The organism is Snodgrassella sp. W8124, assembly GCF_016100875.1.
GTDB classification, from domain to species: Bacteria; Pseudomonadota; Gammaproteobacteria; order Burkholderiales; family Neisseriaceae; genus Snodgrassella; species Snodgrassella alvi.
This window is the reverse complement of sequence record NZ_JACFRP010000001.1, coordinates 436,598-454,470: the sequence shown is the minus strand read 5'-3', so window position 1 is coordinate 454,470 and position 17,873 is coordinate 436,598. Positions and strand designations below refer to the sequence as shown.

The window sequence follows — 17,873 nt, the reverse complement described above, 5'->3', positions numbered from 1 at the left end:
GATACTGTTAACCCGGAAACATCAACGGCCTTGTTGCAGTTGTTGTTTTAATAAAATAAACGGTCGACTCGAATCTTCTTCCATTGTTTTATTCCCGGTTAAATAATCAGATACCTAATAAATAGAATTAAGCACACCTTACTGAAATAACAGCCTTCCCTTCTTTATTCCGTCTGAATAACTAAAAAATCTGAAAGACAGCAATATTTCAGCAAGATAGCGTTTATACATATTTGTGATGTCAGCGTCAATTATATTTACGCTATACAAAACAAAAAACAATATTATTCACAATATATAATATTAATAACAATAATACGCACATAAAACAGACAAATTTAAAAATAAATATACGCAGCAAAATAGCAATAAAATTATGCTATTAACATAATAATCAAATTAGAAAAGACTGCTCTGTTTTACGTTCAGATAATCATATAACGGTTTAGGGATACCATACGCATTCAGATTATCAGCTGATACCCATTCACCAGTTATTGCAGAAGATGCAGCATCCTGCCCGGTATTTATTTGAGCAGCAAAAGGCAGAATATGCAATTGACGATGAGTTAAACGATGACTGAATTCAATACCTTCTGTTAAATCTTCAGCAGTACAACCAAATTTTGCTGCAAGTTGATACAAATCATCCAGACTGTCTGCACATGGTACACACCATAAACCACCCCATATTCCTTTGGCAGAACGTTTATGTAAAAATATCGCACCATCACAGTTACGTAAAACCAGCCAATATAGCGATAAATTTTTTACACTTACAGCTTTTTTCTTACGCGGTAATTCAGCAATACGGTTCTGGGCATATGCCTGACACAGATCGTTCATCGGACATGAACAGCATATTGGCTTACTGCGCTTACATACCGTTGCTCCCAAATCCATCAGCCCCTGAATATAAGCCGGCATATCTGCTGCATTAAGTGGCAGCAAGACTTCTGCTTTGCGCCAAAGCTGATCTTCAAAAGCTTTATTCGCAATATCACCGTCCAGAGCAAAAACCCGGCACAATACCCGCTTTACATTACCATCCAGAATGGTTTCGCGTGCATCAAAGCAAAATGCAGCAATCGCTGCTGCCGTACTACGACCTACACCATATAAAGTTTGTAATTCCACACGACTGTGTGGAAAATTTCCTGAAAATTCAGATATAACTTGCCTGGCAGCCTTATGCAAATTGCGTGCACGACTGTAGTAGCCCAGCCCTTGCCACAGACCCAGTACTTCATCTTCATCAGCCGCCGCCAGTACTTGGACATCAGGAAATGCAGCCAGAAAGCGCGGATAATAATCAAGTACCGTGGACACCTGCGTTTGCTGCAACATAATTTCCGATAACCATACCTTATATGGTTCACGACACTGCCATGGCAGACCATGCCGGCCATGCTGACGCTGCCAGCTTACCAGGCGAGGAGCAAACTCCGCCTCCTGCACTGTTTGTTTATTCATAACACCCTAATTTAACATAAAAAAAATCATGATCAGCCTGAATAATTCAGGTAATAAACTAATATGGGTGATTATAGACATAAAACAAGAATTTGCTTTAGAAAAGCAAAATTATTTCATAATCATAAACAGAGAAATATTATCAATAGTGTTAAATTTCATGATATAAAATTTAAATAACAGTGACTACTTATTAAAATCTACTGTAAAAAAATTTCAGAATTCATAGTTTTAAAATGAAAAAATAATATCCATGATAACCAATATGGTTTTATTTCAATTGATTGTATATTTCACAAGCTTCCTGATTACCATTTTTACAGCTCTTACCGAATAATTCTTTAGCTATCCGTTTATTTTGTTTGATACCGGTACCATTCAAAAACATATAGGCCAGATTATACTGAGCATCTGCATTTTCCTGTTTAGCCGCCAGCTGATAATATTTGGCTGCTTTTGCAAAGTCCTGTTTCACTCCTTCACCATTCGCATACATATTAGCTAAGCTATTTTGTGAGAACGAATCTCCCTGGTCGGCAGCCAATTGGTAGTATTTTAATGATTTTATATAATCTTGTTTAACACCCTCTCCCTCACGATACAAATACCCCAAATGAGCCTGAGCACTAATTTTTCCCTGATCTGCCGCTAATTGAAAATATTTGACAGCCTCTTCATAATTCTGTTCTATCTCTGTACCTTTGAAATACATTAATCCCATATTATATTGTGCAGCTGCCAATCCCTTTTTGGCAGCAAGACGATAACACTGAGCAGCTCTCTGATAATCTTGTTCAATACCCTTACCATTAAACAGCATCAGCCCTAAATTATAGATAGCGTAAGAATACCCTTTTTTGGCTGCCAGTTTATAATATTTAACAGATTTAGAATAATCAGCCGGGACAATCTGACCAAACTCATAAATTACGCCCAGATTATATTGTGCAATTGCATTACCCTGATCAGCCGCTAATTTATAATATTTAATAGCTTCGGTATCATTTTGTTCAATACCACCATAGCCATATCTGTAATATGCACCAAGATTAAATAGTGCTTCCGGACTGTTCTTTAAAGCTGCAATATGAAAGTACTTTAAGGCTTGTTTGTGATTCTGTTTGACGCCTGAACCTTCGCTATACATCATACCCAGATTAGTCAGAGCATCGGCATGTCCTTGTTTAGCAGCCAGTTGATAATACTTAAATGCCTGCGCAAAATTTTGTTCTACCCCTATACCATTATAGTAAACATATCCTAAATGAAACTGTGCATTTATATTTCCTCTATCAGAGGCTAGCTGATAATAATATATAGCTTTATCATAATCCTGCTGAAGACTATTACCTTTTTCATACATGTTTGCCAGACTGAGCAAAGCATCTTCATTCCCTTGTTCAGCAGATAACCGGCAATAATAAAATGCCTTTGTAAAATCCTGTTTTACTCCTTCTCCATAGTAATACATCACGCCTAAATTATATTGAGCACCACTATCACCTTGTTCAGATGCTAACTTAAAATAGTTAAAAGCATTAATATAATTCTGCTCAACGCCTGCACCCTTGTAATACATTAATCCAATAGTAAATTGGGCATTAACATCTCCTTTTTTTGCAGCTTCCAGAACACATAAAAAATTATCTGAACTTTTTGTTTCCATCTTCTTATTATCCCTTTTACAGTAAGCTTTTAAACTTTTTCAGAATATTTTTATCTGCAAATATAAACAACCTCAACCATAGAGATCAATAATAAAAAAGTTATGTAGCATTCAGACATCATCAAAGATTTTTGTACTACTTTTTTATAAATTTTCTGAAAATACTTTTATTTCTTTATTCCAAAACCATTTTCTTCATAAGCTCCAGATTATGCTGAGCTCCAGAGTGTCCTTGTTCTGCCGCCAGATTAAAGTACTCATATGCCTCTGCATAATTTTGCTCTGCTCCTTCACCATTTATATACATAAAACCCAGAGCAAATTGTGCATCACTATTTCCTTGTTCCGCAGCTGGCTTATAATATTCAAGACTTTTAATGAAGCTTTGTTCTACACCTTTACCATAATAATACATACTACCTGCATAATATTGAGCAATAGGATTCCCTTGCTCAGCGGCAGCCAGATAATACTCAAATGCTTTTGCATAATTCTGTTCTACACCATCACCGTTTTCATATAAAATACCTAAATTAATTTGTGCATCACTATTTCCCTGTTCTGCAGCCAGCTTATAATATTTATATGCCTCCGCATAATCCTGAGCAACACCTTCACCAGTTTTATAAATATATCCTAAAGTAAATTGTGCCTTACTATTACCCTGTTGCGCTGCTAACTGATAGTATTCAATACTTTTAGTATAATTTTGTTCTACGCCTTTTCCATAGTAATATAAATTAGCTAAGTTATACTGGGCAGTAACATCTCCTTGCGCAGCTGCAGCTGAATAATACTCAACCGCCTTTTCATAATTTTGCTCTACACCAAAGCCGTTGTAATATAAAAATCCTAAGTTACTTTGGGCAATATCAACTCCCTGTGCAGCTGCAGCCAAATAATACTCAGCTGCCTTTTCATAATTCTGCTCTACACCATAACCATCTTCATACAATATACCTAAATTACTCTGAGCATTTGCATTTCCTTGTGCTGCTGCAGCTGAATAATACTTAGCTGCCTTTTCATAATTCTGCTCTACACCATAACCATCACTATACAATATACCCAGATTACATTGAGCGGAAGCATCTCCCTGTGCAGCTGCAGCCGCATAATATTCAGCTGCCTTTTCATAATTCTGCTCTACGCCATAGCCCTCGCTATACAATAAACCTAAATTGAATTGTGCATCGATATTTCCCTGTTTTGCGGCCAGCTTATAGTATTTATATGCTTCTGCATAATTTTGCTCTGTTTCTTCTCCATTCTCAAACATAACACCCAGAGCAAATTGTGCATTCGCATTTCCCTTTCGAGCCGCTTCCAGAGTACTTAAAAATTTATCTGATTTCTTCGTTTCCATCTTTTTATTATTCCTTTTACAGTAAGCTTTTAAATTTTTTTCAGAATATTTTTATCTGCAAATATAAATAACCTCAATCATAGAGATCAATAATAAAAAAGTTATATAGCATTCAGACATCATCAAAGATTTTTGTACTACTTTTTTTATAAATTTTCTGAAAATACTTTTATTTCTTTATTCCAAAACCATTTTCTTGCATAAGCTCCAGATTATGCTGAGCTCCAGAGTGTCCTTGTACTGCCGCCAGCTTATAGTATTTATATGCCTCTGTATAATTTTGCTCCGTTCCTTCTCCATCCTCATACATAAGACCAAGAGAAAATTGTGCATCACTATCTCCCTGTTCCGCAGCTAGCTTATAATATTCAATACTTTTAATATAGCTTTGTTCTACACCTCTACCATAATAGTACATACTACCTGCATAATATTGAGCGATAGGATTTCCTTGCTCAGCGGCAGCCAGATAATACCTAAATGCTTTTTTATAATTCTTTTCTACACCATTACCGTTTTCATATAAAATACCTAAATTAATTTGTGCATCACTATTTCCCTGTTCCGCAGCCAGCTTATAATATTTACATGCCTCTGTATAATTTTGCTCCTTTCCTTCTCCTTTTGCATACATAAGACCCAGAGAAAATTGTGCATCGCTATTGCCTTGTTGCGCAGCTAACTGAAAATATTCAAAGCTTTTAGCGTAATTCTGTTCTCTACCTTTACCGAAATAATACAAATCACCTAAATTAACTTGTGCATCAATATTTCCCTGTTCTGCTGCAAACTTATAATATTTGTATGCTTCTGCAAAATTTTGTTCTATTCCCCGTCCACATTCATATATAACACCCAGTTTATTTTGGGCATCGCTATTACCCTGTTGCGCAGCTAATTTATAATATTTAATACTTTTAATGTAATTCTGTTCTACACCTTTACCGAAATAATACAAATCACCTAAATTACACTGTCCAGTGGCATTTCCATGTTCAGCAGCTGCTGCAATATACTCAAATGCTTTTGCATAATCCTGTTCTACACCAAAACCATACTTATATAAAATACCTAAATTAATTTGTGCATCAATATTTCCCTGTTCAGCAGCCAGTCTATAGTATTTATATGCTTCAGTATAATCTTGTGCTGTCCCCTCTCCATCTCTGTACATATTACCCAGATGAAATTGCACATCACTATCACCTTGTTGCACAGCTAATAGATAATACTTTATTGCTTTTGCATAATTCTGTTCTACACCCTTACCCTCATAATACAAAGTGCCTAAATTGATTTGTGCCCTAATATTTCCTTGTTCAGCAGCCAGCTTAAAGTATTTATATGCTTCTGCATAATTTTGCTCTGTTCCCTTACCTTTCTCATACATGATACCCAGAGTAAATTGGGCATCACTATTTCCCTGTTCCGCAGCTGACTTATAATATTCAATACTTTTAATGAAGCTTTGTTCTACACCTTTACCAAAATAATACATACTACCTACATAATATTGAGCGATAGGATTTCCTTCCTCAGCGGCAGCCTGATAACACTCAAATGCTTTTGCATAATTCTGTTCTACACCATCACCGTTTTCATATAAAATACCTAAATTAATTTGTGCATCACTATTTCCTTGCTCGGCAGCCAGCTTAAAGTATTTATATGCTTCTGCATAATTTCGCTCTGTTCCTTTTCCATCCCCATACATAACACCCAGATTAAATTGAGCATCACTATCATTTTGATTTGCAGCTAATTGAAAATATTCGATACTTTTAATGTAATTCTGTTCAATACCCTTGCCGTCGTAATACATAATACCTAATTTATACTGTGCATTAATATTTCCCTGGTCTGCAGCGAGTTTATAGTATTTATAGGCAGCTACATAATTTTGCTCTGTTCCTTTTCCATCCTCATACATAAGACCCAGAGCAAATTGGGCATCCGCGTCTCCTTTTTGAGCCGCTTCCAGAGTACTTAAAAACTTATCTGATTTTTTTGTGTCCATCTTCTCATTACTCATTTTGCAATATCGCTTTTAACTATAAATATTTTATTTTCTATACTAAGTTTTTATAAAATCTTTAAAAATACATCTATTTTTACTCCAGAATTATTTTTATGAATTAGCTCCAGAAAATGCTGAGCTTCAGGAGGTTCTTGCATGGCTGCCTGCTGAAAATAATTCTCAGCTTTAGCCATATCCTGAACGACACTTTTTTCAACAAAATAAATACAACCTAAAACAAATTGTGCTTATCTAGATAATGCTCAATACCTTGAATATTATCTTGTTTCAGACTTTTACCATAACAGTACATTTTATCTAAATTAGATAGAGAAAAAATATCTCTTTGTTCAACACCGACTGAATAAGATTCAAAGATTTTTTTGTAATCTTGGTTTACGCCATTGTCGTTTTTATACATAAAATCTAATTCGTTTTGTGCAGAACTATCGCCCGATTCTACTGCCCGCTGGAAATAATTCGCTGCTTTAACAAAATCCTGAGCAACACCCTCACCTGTTTTATAAATACGTCCTAAAATATATAAAGCAGAACTATCACCCTGATCAGCAGCTAACTGATAATATTTAATTGCTTTAATGTAATCTTTTTCTCCTCCCACACCGTAGTAATAAAAATTACCTAAATTAAATTGTGCTGAAGCATCCCCCTGCTCGGCAGCCAGCTGATAATATTTACAGCTTTCAGCATAATTTTGCTCTACTCCCTCACCATTCTCATACATAATAGCCAGATCATATTGGGCATCTCTATTGCCTTGTTGCGCAGCTAACTGTAAATATTCAAAACTTTTAGCGTAATTCAGCTCTGTACCTTCACCGCAATAATATAAACAACCTAAATAATACTGTGCGGTAGCATCTCCTTGAGCTGCTGTCGCTGAATAATATTCAAATGCCTTTTCATAATCCTGTTCTACACCTAAGCCGTATTTATACAGATAACCCAATCTGACTTGTGCTTTAGCCTCTCCCTGTTCAGCACCCAACAGATATTCTTTATATCCCTCTTGAAGATTTTTTAAAGCGACTGCATGAAGTTCATATGATTTTTCACGATCCGGTTCTACACCCTGACCATCATAATACATAACACTTAATTCGACTTGTGCATCAATATTTCCCTGCTCAGCAGCCTGCTGATAATATTTGAATGCTTGTTCATAATCTTGTGCGATTCCTATACTATGCTTATACATATCACCCAGAGCAAATTGCGCATCAATATTTCCCTGATCGGCAGCCTGCTTATAGTATTTGAATGCTTCTGGATAATCTTGTGCGACTCCTATACCATGTTTATACATACCACCCAGAGCAAATTGGGCATCCGCATCTCCTTTTTGAGCCGCTTCCAGAGTACTTAAAAACTTATCTGATTTTTTTGTTTCCATCTTTTCATTACTCATTTTGCAAAACCGATTTATATTATTTTCACAATATTTTTATTTTAAATTACAAAGAGATTAAATCATACAATCTAATAATTCAAATTATAAAAATAGTTATCCATTTTTCGGTTGTTATTGTCAGCATTAATTTTTAATATCTTTTTATTTACTGCTACATCAACAGAAACTACATCGGAGCAAATTTAGCTATGCTCATTCCAGAACCTAATTACATAATCTTTTAACTTTAAATAAGCCTAATGAAATTATGCAAAAAAAGTAATTTAACTACACCATTGCAGGCAGATGAATTGGTTTACAGTGTTCACAAAATACAGGAAAGTATATTTTAAATGCCAGTTACAGAGATAAATGAAATCAAAAAATACTATCAGGCCTTACTCACAAAAGATCAAAGTTATGTTGGTATTTTTTATGCAGGTGTGAAAACCACCTCAATATTTTGTATCGCAACATGCAGAGCAAAAAAGCCTAAATTAGAAAACACAGAATTTTTTTATACAGTCAAAGAAGCTCTGAATGCAGGTTACCGCCCATGTAAAATTTGCCGACCGACTGAAAATGCCAATGAGGCACCCGAACAGATTATTAATGCCATAAAAATGATTACTCAGAATCCGAAGACAAAAATTTCTGATTCCGTATTAAGAGCACATGAAATCAGTCCGGAAATTGTTCGCCGCTGGTTTAAAAAAAATTATGGAATTACTTTTCAGGCATATCAGAGAATGTACCGGATTAATCAGGCATATCAGGAATTGAAAACCGGTAAAAAAATAATAGATGTCGCTTTCGATAATGGTTATGGATCATTAAGCGGTTTTGGCTATATCTATAAAAAAATTGCTAAAAACTCACCATCCGGCCATTTAAACAACAACATCATACTTATTAACCGACTGACCACACCTATAGGTCCGATGTTTGTCTGCGCCACGCAACAGGGAGTCTGTTTGCTGGAATTCGTCGACCGGCGGATGTTAGAAACAGAGTTTAAACAATTACAGCAATTACTGAATGCTACAATTATTTTTGGTGAAAATGAACATATCATTCAGACCAGAATTCAAATTAAGGAATATTTTGAAGGAAAACGAAAATATTTTTCTATTCCACTACATACTCCCGGCACTGATTTTCAACAGGCAGTCTGGAATTGTCTCAAACAGATCCCCTACGGAGAACTCACTACCTATAAACAACAGGCAGAAAAAATGCATAATCCTCAGGCAGTCCGGGCTGTAGCCAATGCCAATGGTTTTAATCGTATTGCTATTATTATCCCCTGTCACAGAGTAATCGGCTCCAATGGTAAATTAACCGGCTACGGCGGTGGGCTGGAACGTAAAAAATGGCTGATTGACCATGAAAAAAGTAATCTTAAATCATAAAATTGTTTACACATCAGGCTAATAAAACCAGTAATGCGATTTGAGCGTCAGCATAATGATGATTTACTGTTTATCTGCCTGTAACACAAAAAACAAGTAAACATCATTCTGAAAATGTTTTTTAAATAAACGCTTCAAAACCTGATGCATATTTTGTCGGTATAAATTCAATCAGTTCATATTCGGCAATCTGATGAATGTAAAACGGATCTTTAACCATAATAGACTGCGCCGATTCTTTACTGGCCGCCCGGCACAGAATAACTCCGCCGATGCGCGGTACCTGCCGGCCGGAAGCAATAAAATCACCACTATCATAGTGTTCCTGCAAATAATTCAGATGAGCAGGCAAATATTTTTCTACTTCTTCTATCGACTTCAAATAATGCAGTTTAAAAATAAACATGGTATTTATCCCCGATTAATTAGACATATACAGACTTCTTGTCCCTTTTCATCTTAAGGTTATCTTCACGCTTAATCACTCAAATTTGCAAGCCCGAAAACATAAACAATAGTCAGCACATAAACTTCAATATTACAATCATACTATTTATACATGCGCAAACCAATTTAGCATGTCCTATCTTCTTTAAATAAAGTACTGCATGAATTCATATTCTCTTTTCGTAAGCTGTCCGCGCGGGCTGGAAACCATATTAAATCAGGAACTGGTTACTCTGGGCTGTGAGCAGATTCATAATCGTGACGGTGGGATCGCACTTACAGGTGATTTAGCCAGCGTATACAAAATTAATCTGCACAGCCGTGTAGCCAGCCGGGTACTTATCCGTCTGACTACCGGCCACTTTCGCAACGAAAACGAAATTTATCAACTGGCCCGGAAAATCTGCTGGCCTGAATGGTTTGACGTAGATAAAAATTTCAAAATTCATATCGAAGGCAAACAGGCACAAATCAACAGCCTTAATTTTGCTGCCCTCAAAGTAAAAGATGCTATCTGCGATGTATTTCGCGATAAAACCGGCCGCCGCCCCAGTATAGAAAAATTTCGTCCGGATATCCGCATTCATGTCTTTATTGAGAAAAACGAAATATCTGTTTATCTGGACAGCAGTGGTGAAGCCTTATTTAAACGCGGCTACCGCAGTGACACCGGTGAAGCACCATTACGTGAAAATCTGGCAGCCGGTTTACTGTTACTGGCTGGCTATAACGGCAGCCAGCCCTTTATGGATCCTTTTTGCGGCAGTGGTACTCTTGCCATTGAAGCCGCACTGATTGCCACCGGCACAGCACCCGGGCTGGAACGTGCTTTCGGTTTTGAAAAGCTGAATAATTATAATGATAATTTATGGCAGCAGCTGCGTCGCGCTGCTCAGGCAGCCATACACCAGCCATCTGCACCGATTTTCGGAGCAGATATTGATAGCAGGCTAATCAGACTGGCTCAGGACAACGCCCGCTATGCCGGTATGGAGCAATATATTCAATGGCAGGTAACAGATGCCCTGGATACCCATCCGAACGGGAATAACGGCATCATGATAAGCAATCCGCCTTATGGTGTCCGCCTTTCTGAAATTCAGCTCTTACATGCTTTATATCCCCAATTAGGCAGCTGGCTGAAACAACATTTTGCCGGCTGGCTGATCGGTATGTTCAGCGCCGACCGTGATATGCCCAAACTGATGCGTTTGTCACCAAAACGTAAAATCCCATTGTTTAACGGTAATCTGGATTGCCGCCTGTTCCTGCTGGATATGGTAGCCGGTTCTAATCGACAAAAAGAGCATAAAGCATGACAACTACAGAACAAAACGAAGCTCAGCGTCTGTCAAAGCGCATGGCGCAACTGGGTTTATGCTCACGCCGTGAAGCAGACAACTATATTGAAAAGGGCTGGGTAAAAGTTAATGGTAAAACTGCCGTACTCGGACAAAAAGTTTTTAATAGTGATCGCATCGACCTCGACCGGCAGGCACACCGTCAGCAAGCCGAACGCGTTACCATTCTACTGAATAAGCCAGTAGGCTTTGTCAGCGCGCAGCCGGAAAAAGGTTATCGCGCGGCCGTTGAGCTGATTATCGAAGCCAACCACTGGCAGGAAGACAAAAGCCGCATTCAGTTTCAGCCCGAGCATACACGCCATCTGGCACCGGCCGGCCGTCTGGATATCGATTCAGTAGGCTTGCTGGTACTCACTCAGGACGGGCGTATTGCCAAACAGCTGATCGGTGAACACAGTGGTATCGAAAAAGAATATCTCGTACGCGTAACCGGCAAACTGAGTGAAAGCGGTCTGGCGCTGCTGAACCACGGATTAAGTCTTGACGGTGAAAAACTGCGGCCAGCTAAAGTCAGCTGGCAAAATCAGGATCAGCTGCGCTTTATACTTAAACAAGGTAAAAAACGCCAAATCAGGCGCATGTGTGAACTGGTAGGCTTACGTGTAACCGGTCTGAAACGGGTACGCATGGGTAAAATCAAACTGGGTGCCCTGCCACCAGGACAATGGCGTTATTTAAGCCCGCAGGAAAAATTCTGATACTCTGCATCCTGAACGGATATAAATTATATTTAATTGAAAATACTAATAATATCTTTTAACATCAATATTTTCCCAGATACAGGCTGAAGAAATAATATATGCAGCTCAATATGAAAAAAATTTATCTTACCCTGCTGAGTGCCAGCCTGCTATCCGCTTGTGCAACAGAAACATCACAAGTAATCAACACTCCCAAAGTAGCCACTTATCAGCAAGCATACAACGGCATAAAAACTCAGCTGGCTGTAGGGAAGTTTGACAGCCGTGGTAATCTGGGCGGCGGTATTTTCAGCAACAGCAATAATCAACTTACCAGTCAGGCGAAAACCATTCTGATGACTGATTTACAGCAAACAGGTCGTTTTATTGTTCTGGATCGTACTAATCTGGATGAAATCCGTAATGAAGCCAATATCAACGGTATGCAACAAAAGCTCAAGGGCGCGCGCTACATTGTAACTGGTGATATTTCAGAATTCGGACGTAAAACTATAGGTGATGAACAATTATTCGGCATTCTTGGTCAGGGAAAAACTCAGGTAGCCTATGCCAAAGTTACTCTTAACATCATTGATGTGCAAACAGCAGAAATCGTTTATTCAAGTCAGGGTGCCGGAGAATTCAAACTTTCCACACGCGAAATACTCGGTACCGGCGGCTATGCCAGCTATGACGGAACCCTTAACGGAAAAGTGCTTGATTTAGCTATTCGAGAAGCAGTAAACAATCTGGTTAATGGCATTGAATCAGGACAATGGAATCCTCAGCCTTAACATAAAACCTTTCTGCACACATCAAATCCGAAATGAAAAAAATAATAACAACCGCCATCGCGACCCTGATACTGGCTGTATGCGCTCATCAGAGTCAGTCTGCCACACTTTACTACTGGGGTGATTATCACAAACTGCAATATCAGGCACTGGACGGTAAAACCTCACTGGAAGAACAGATTGCCGGTATGGAAAAATATTTTATTGATGCCGCCAATCATCACAGTAAGCCGGCACCGGGAGCCCATGCACATCTGGGGATGCTCTATGCACAGGCCGGCAACCGCGCCGGTGCTAAAGCTCAGTTTGAAAAAGAAAAAGCCGCTTTTCCCGAATCAGTAACTTATATGAACTTCCTGTTAAAAAATATTGACAAAGATAAATCATAATGCGCTTTTTCAAATTACTGCTTTCTCTGGCGGTTACTACTTTACTTTACGCCTGTTCCACCACCCATTACCAGCCACAGCCACATGATTACAGAAAATTCCGGCAAAGTGATCCGCATTCTATTCTGGTATTACTGCCCACCAGCTCCTCAGTTGATACAAAAGCACCGTATGCTGTATTAGCTCAGACAACACAACCATTAGCTGAATCAGGTTATTATGTCTTTCCTGTAGCTCTGGTTAATGAAACATTTAAAGACAATGGTCTGAATGATGGAGCTGAAATTCAGGCAATAGACATAAACAAAATCAGACAGATTTACAATCCTGATGCCATCCTCTACTTAAACGTAAAAGACTATGGCACAAAATACAAAGTAATCAGCAGCGTTACCACAGTTACCGTAGAAGCCAAACTGATAGATGCTAAAAACGGTTCGATTATTTGGAGCGGAGAAAAAAATATCACCATAGATTCCAGTAATAATAGCAACAATGATATTTTTTCACTGATGGTCAATGCCGTGATTACACAGATTTCAAATAAAGTCTCCGATAAAGCTTATATCGTTGCCGGTGCAGTAGATACCGGTTTACTGTCAGCTGAGGAAACTAATGGCATACTCTTCGGACCTTACAATCCCGGATATAAAAAACCGGTTATCCCCGTTGAATCTGTAAATTAACTTACCTCTCTCAATAAAAGCATCTTTACAGACTTACATGCCAATCAATCATTCTGCATTTAAACTGTAATTACCCAAAAGCCGGAAAGCATCCGGCCAAATAATAAAATGCACCTTTAAAAACGGGTACATGAAACAAAATACCATCAAACCAGCAGATTTTTCCATTGCCATTACCACTGTTTTCACCTAAATTGTTATTAGACAAAACTGCGAAAAGTAAAGTAAACAGTTAAAATAACCAATTTACAGCCTTACCAATTTAACGCCAGCAGAGCGGAACGGAACACGTTTAATGAGCACACAAGCCAGTCAGCGTATACGCGAAATCCCTTATAACTACACCTCTTATTCCGACAGAGAAATAGTCATCCGCCTGCTCGGCAGCCATTCTTGGGATTTATTGCAACAGCTGCGCGAGCAAAGACGAACCGGTCGCTCAGCACGAATGCTGTTTGAAATACTCGGAGATATCTGGGCAGTTATCCGCAACCCTTACCTGATTGACGACCTGCTCGAACACCAGCACCGCCAGCAGGCGCTGGTTAAAGAAATGTGCCATCGCCTCAGCGAAATTCAGAAACGTCGCGACAACAACCAGATGGTCGGGCAGCTGATAAAAAGCACCGAGCAGGCCATCAGCGATTTTGACAGCAGCTTTGGTAAAACCCGCAGCAAACGCGAACAGGTATTCAACAGCCTGCGTAAAATCACCCACAAAGACAACATTATGTTCGACGGGCTGGCGCGCGTTAGCCACGTTACCGATGCTACCGACTGGCGTGTTGAATACCCTTTTGTAGTTATCAACCCGGATCACGAAAAAGAAGTCGCACCGCTTGTACGCGCTTTAATTGAACTGGAGCTCACCATCATTCCCCGCGGCGGCGGTACCGGCTATACCGGTGGTGCCATTCCGATGGACGCCATGAGCGCCGTGATTAATACCGAAAAACTCGACCAGTACAGCCCGGTTGCCTTACAGCAACTGCCCGGGCTGGAAGGCACTTATCCGGTAATTACCTGCGGTGCCGGAGTAGTTACCCGCCGTGTAGAAGAAGCCGCCAGTGCTGCCGGCTGGGTTTTTGCCGTAGACCCGACATCTGCCGATGCCTGCTGTATCGGCGGCAACGTAGCCATGAATGCCGGCGGTAAAAAAGCCGTATTATGGGGTACCACTCTGGATAATCTGGCGTGGTGGAAAATGGTCAACCCGCAGGGGCAATGGCTGAAAATAGAACGTGTACGCCATAATTTCGGCAAAATCCACGACGAAACCACCGCCATATTTGACATACATACCCTTGATAACGATGGCTACAGCATCCTTAAAACCGAGCGTCTCGAAGTACCCGGGCAGCGTTTCCGCAAAGTAGGTCTGGGTAAAGACGTTACCGATAAATTCCTTGCCGGCGTACCGGGTGTGCAGAAAGAAGGCACGGATGGCATCATCACCTCTGCTGCTTTTGTTTTGCACCGCATGCCTAAATACACCCGTACCATCTGTATGGAGTTTTTCGGCACCGTAGCCAATGCCACCCCGTCTATCGTCGAAGTGCGCAACTACATGCTTAACCATAAAACCGTCAAACTGGCGGGGCTGGAGCATCTCGACTGGCGCTACGTGCGCGCCGTAGGCTACGCCACCAAAGCAGCCGGCAAAGGCCGCCCGAAAATGGTATTACTGGCCGACATCGTTTCAGATGATGAAAATGAAGTACAGGCAGCAGCAGCTCATATCGTGCGGCTGGCCAACGCCCGCTGCGGCGAAGGCTTTATCGCCGTTACCCCTGAAGCACGCAAAACTTTCTGGCTCGACCGCTCACGTACGGCCGCCATCGCCCGCCATACCAACGCGTTTAAAATCAATGAAGACGTTGTGATACCTCTTGAGCAGCTTGGCAGCTATTCCGACGGTATCGAACGCATCAACATTGAGCTGTCGATTCAGAACAAACTTGCCCTGTGCGCGGCCATCATCGAATATCTGCAAACCAAATTGCCGGTAGATAAACTTGATACCGACCTTTCCAGCGCCGAGCTGCTCGGTTCCCGCAAACAGCATGCCCTTGATTACATCACCGGTATCCAGACCCGCTGGACATGGCTGCTCAACCATCTCGACACACCACTGGCCGACTATCTGCAGCAGTTTCCGCAAAAACTCGAAGACAACGAACCGGCTGGCGACCAGAGCTGCTTTATCGCCATGCGTGATTTTCATCTGCGCGTATCCATTAAACGCGACATCATGCAGCCACTGGCCGAAATATTCAGCGGCAAAACCGATACCCTGATACTGGAAAAACTCGACGAAATTCACCGCCATATCATCCGCGGCCGTGTCTTCGTTGCCCTGCATATGCATGCCGGTGACGGCAATGTCCATACCAACATCCCGGTTAATTCCGACGACTACGACATGCTGCAAACCGCTCATCATGCCGTAGACCGCATCATGGCACTGGCGCGCAGCCTTAACGGCGTTATTTCCGGTGAGCACGGCATCGGCATTACCAAAATCGACTACCTGACACAGGCAGAAATGCAGCCCTACTGGGATTACAAACAGCAGGTAGACCCGCACGGCCATTTTAACCGCGGCAAACTGATGCCCGGTGCCAACCTCGACAAAGCCTATACTCCCTCATTTGAGCTGCTGGGCGTAGAATCCCTGATTATGGAACAGTCCGAGCTGGGTAAAATTGCCCACTCCATCAAAGACTGTCTGCGCTGCGGCAAATGTAAACCCGTGTGCAGTACCCATGTACCGCGCGCTAACCTGCTGTACTCACCGCGCAATAAAATTCTGGGTGTCGGTCTGCTTACCGAAGCCTTCCTGTACGAAGAGCAAACCCGCCGCGGCGTTTCCCTGAAACATTTTGATGAACTGAACAGCGTGGCCGATCACTGTACCGTGTGCCACCGCTGCATAAAACCCTGTCCGGTAAAAATCGACTTTGGCGACGTCACCGTAGCCATGCGCAACTACCTGCGCAAAGCCGGTAAAAAGAAATTCAATCCTACCGTCTATATGGGCATGGCCTTTCTTAACGCCACCGACCCCAGAACCATCAAAGCCCTGCGTACAGGCGTCGTTAAAGCCGGCTTCAGACTGCAAAACTGGGGCTATGAAATGGGTAAGCACTTTAGCCTCGGCTGGCTGAAGCGCCAGAAAACCGCACCGCGTGCCACCACCGCCAAGCCGGAAATCCGCGAACAGGTAATACATTTTATTAACCGCCCTTTACCGCGCCACGTACCGATTAAAACAGCCCGTGCACTGCTGAATATCGAAGACAGCACAACGGTACCGATTATCCGCAATCCGCAAATCAGCGATGAAGCCGAAGCTGTTTTCTACTTTCCCGGCTGCGGTTCTGAGCGACTGTTCAGCCAGATAGGTCTCGCTACTCAGGCCATGCTCTGGCATGTAGGCGTGCAAACCGTCTTACCGCCGGGCTATCTGTGCTGTGGCTACCCGCAAACTGCCGGCGGTAATAAAGACAAAGGCGATAAAATCACCATGGACAACCGCGTACTGTTCCATCGTGTAGCCAATACCCTTAACTATCTGGATATCAAAACCGTAGTCGTAAGTTGCGGAACCTGTTACGACCAGCTCAAAGATTATCACTTCGATAAAATTTTCCCCGGCTGCCGCATACTCGACATTCACGAATACCTGCTGGAAAAAGGCCTGAAACTGAACGGCGTAAAAGGCCGTCAGTACCTCTATCACGACCCCTGCCATACCCCGATTAAAACCACCCAGCCGATAAAAGTTGTGAATGAGCTGATGGGGCAGAACGTACCTCTGTCAGACCGCTGCTGCGGTGAATCCGGCATGTTTGCCGTCAGCCGGCCGGATATTGCCACACAGGTACGCTTCCGCAAACAGGAGGAAATCGAAAAAGGCAAAGCCAAGCTGCCTCAGGGCGAACCAGTAAAAATCCTCACCAGCTGCCCCGCCTGTCTGCAAGGCCTGAGCCGTTATACTGATGATGCAAATATCAAGGCCGATTATGTAGTAATTGAAATGGCCAAACATATACTGGGCGAAAACTGGCAGGATGAATTTGTGCAGAAAGCCAGTAACGGAGGGATTGAGCGGGTGTTACTGTAAATAGGATTAAAAAAGGTTGCTACCTGACTAAGTAGCAACCTT

Annotated in this window: 14 protein-coding genes; 7 read left to right on the top strand and 7 right to left on the bottom strand. The window is 41.2% G+C overall.

All coding sequences use genetic code 11. The features are described 5' to 3' along the window. Positions 1-399: 399 nt before the first annotated feature. From mutY to H3U73_RS01995, 6 genes are all read right to left on the bottom strand, one after another. Positions 400-1,473 carry an A/G-specific adenine glycosylase gene (gene mutY, locus H3U73_RS02015; RefSeq protein ID WP_084585913.1) on the bottom strand — a complete coding sequence of 358 codons (1,074 nt, stop codon included), beginning with the start codon at positions 1,471-1,473 and terminating at the stop codon, positions 400-402. A gap of 271 nt (positions 1,474-1,744) precedes the next feature. Then, the gene (locus H3U73_RS02010) at positions 1,745-3,139 is read right to left on the bottom strand and encodes a tetratricopeptide repeat protein (protein ID WP_198189946.1); all 1,395 of its coding nucleotides are present in this window, start codon (positions 3,137-3,139) and stop codon (positions 1,745-1,747) included. 175 nt (positions 3,140-3,314) lie between these two features. Next, positions 3,315-4,505, bottom strand: a complete 1,191-nt coding sequence (locus H3U73_RS02005) for an SEL1-like repeat protein (protein ID WP_084586634.1) — start codon at positions 4,503-4,505, stop codon at positions 3,315-3,317. A 169-nt stretch (positions 4,506-4,674) separates the two neighbouring features. Then, the gene (locus H3U73_RS02000; protein WP_198189945.1) at positions 4,675-6,522 is read right to left on the bottom strand and encodes an SEL1-like repeat protein; all 1,848 of its coding nucleotides are present in this window, start codon (positions 6,520-6,522) and stop codon (positions 4,675-4,677) included. A gap of 65 nt (positions 6,523-6,587) precedes the next feature. Then, entirely contained in the window at positions 6,588-6,716 is a 129-nt protein-coding gene (locus tag H3U73_RS10725) for a hypothetical protein (RefSeq protein WP_255516545.1), read from the bottom strand. 38 nt (positions 6,717-6,754) lie between these two features. Next, positions 6,755-7,936, bottom strand: coding sequence for an SEL1-like repeat protein (locus H3U73_RS01995; protein WP_198189944.1), 1,182 nt, complete (start codon positions 7,934-7,936; stop codon positions 6,755-6,757). 350 nt (positions 7,937-8,286) lie between these two features. Between H3U73_RS01995 and H3U73_RS01990 the strand changes: the two genes are divergently transcribed. Then, positions 8,287-9,345 carry a bifunctional transcriptional activator/DNA repair enzyme AdaA gene (locus tag H3U73_RS01990; RefSeq protein WP_037474843.1) on the top strand — a complete coding sequence of 353 codons (1,059 nt, stop codon included), beginning with the start codon at positions 8,287-8,289 and terminating at the stop codon, positions 9,343-9,345. 121 nt (positions 9,346-9,466) lie between these two features. Here H3U73_RS01990 and H3U73_RS01985 read toward each other — a convergent pair whose 3' ends face one another. Continuing rightward, entirely contained in the window at positions 9,467-9,751 is a 285-nt protein-coding gene (locus H3U73_RS01985; protein WP_037391720.1) for a YciI family protein, read from the bottom strand. Positions 9,752-9,953: 202 nt separating this feature from the next. Between H3U73_RS01985 and H3U73_RS01980 the strand changes: the two genes are divergently transcribed. The 6 genes from H3U73_RS01980 (at position 9,954) to H3U73_RS01955 (ending at position 17,831) form a co-directional block, all read left to right on the top strand. Beyond that, positions 9,954-11,111 carry a class I SAM-dependent RNA methyltransferase gene (locus H3U73_RS01980; protein WP_198189943.1) on the top strand — a complete coding sequence of 386 codons (1,158 nt, stop codon included), beginning with the start codon at positions 9,954-9,956 and terminating at the stop codon, positions 11,109-11,111. Next, a complete protein-coding gene (locus H3U73_RS01975; RefSeq protein ID WP_198189942.1) occupies positions 11,108-11,854 on the top strand; it encodes a pseudouridine synthase in 747 nt (248 codons plus the stop codon). Before H3U73_RS01980 ends, H3U73_RS01975 begins: the two co-directional genes overlap by 4 nt. A 113-nt stretch (positions 11,855-11,967) precedes the next feature. Next, positions 11,968-12,630, top strand: coding sequence for a CsgG/HfaB family protein (locus H3U73_RS01970; protein ID WP_025331098.1), 663 nt, complete (start codon positions 11,968-11,970; stop codon positions 12,628-12,630). 32 nt (positions 12,631-12,662) lie between these two features. Then, complete coding sequence (locus H3U73_RS01965; RefSeq protein ID WP_198189941.1) at positions 12,663-13,019, top strand: DUF4810 domain-containing protein; 357 nt, start codon at positions 12,663-12,665, stop codon at positions 13,017-13,019. Beyond that, positions 13,019-13,705, top strand: coding sequence for a GNA1162 family protein (locus H3U73_RS01960; RefSeq protein ID WP_198189940.1), 687 nt, complete (start codon positions 13,019-13,021; stop codon positions 13,703-13,705). Before H3U73_RS01965 ends, H3U73_RS01960 begins: the two co-directional genes overlap by 1 nt. Positions 13,706-14,000: 295 nt before the next feature. Next, the gene (locus tag H3U73_RS01955) at positions 14,001-17,831 is read left to right on the top strand and encodes a DUF3683 domain-containing protein (protein WP_198189939.1); all 3,831 of its coding nucleotides are present in this window, start codon (positions 14,001-14,003) and stop codon (positions 17,829-17,831) included. Positions 17,832-17,873: the final 42 nt, after the last annotated feature.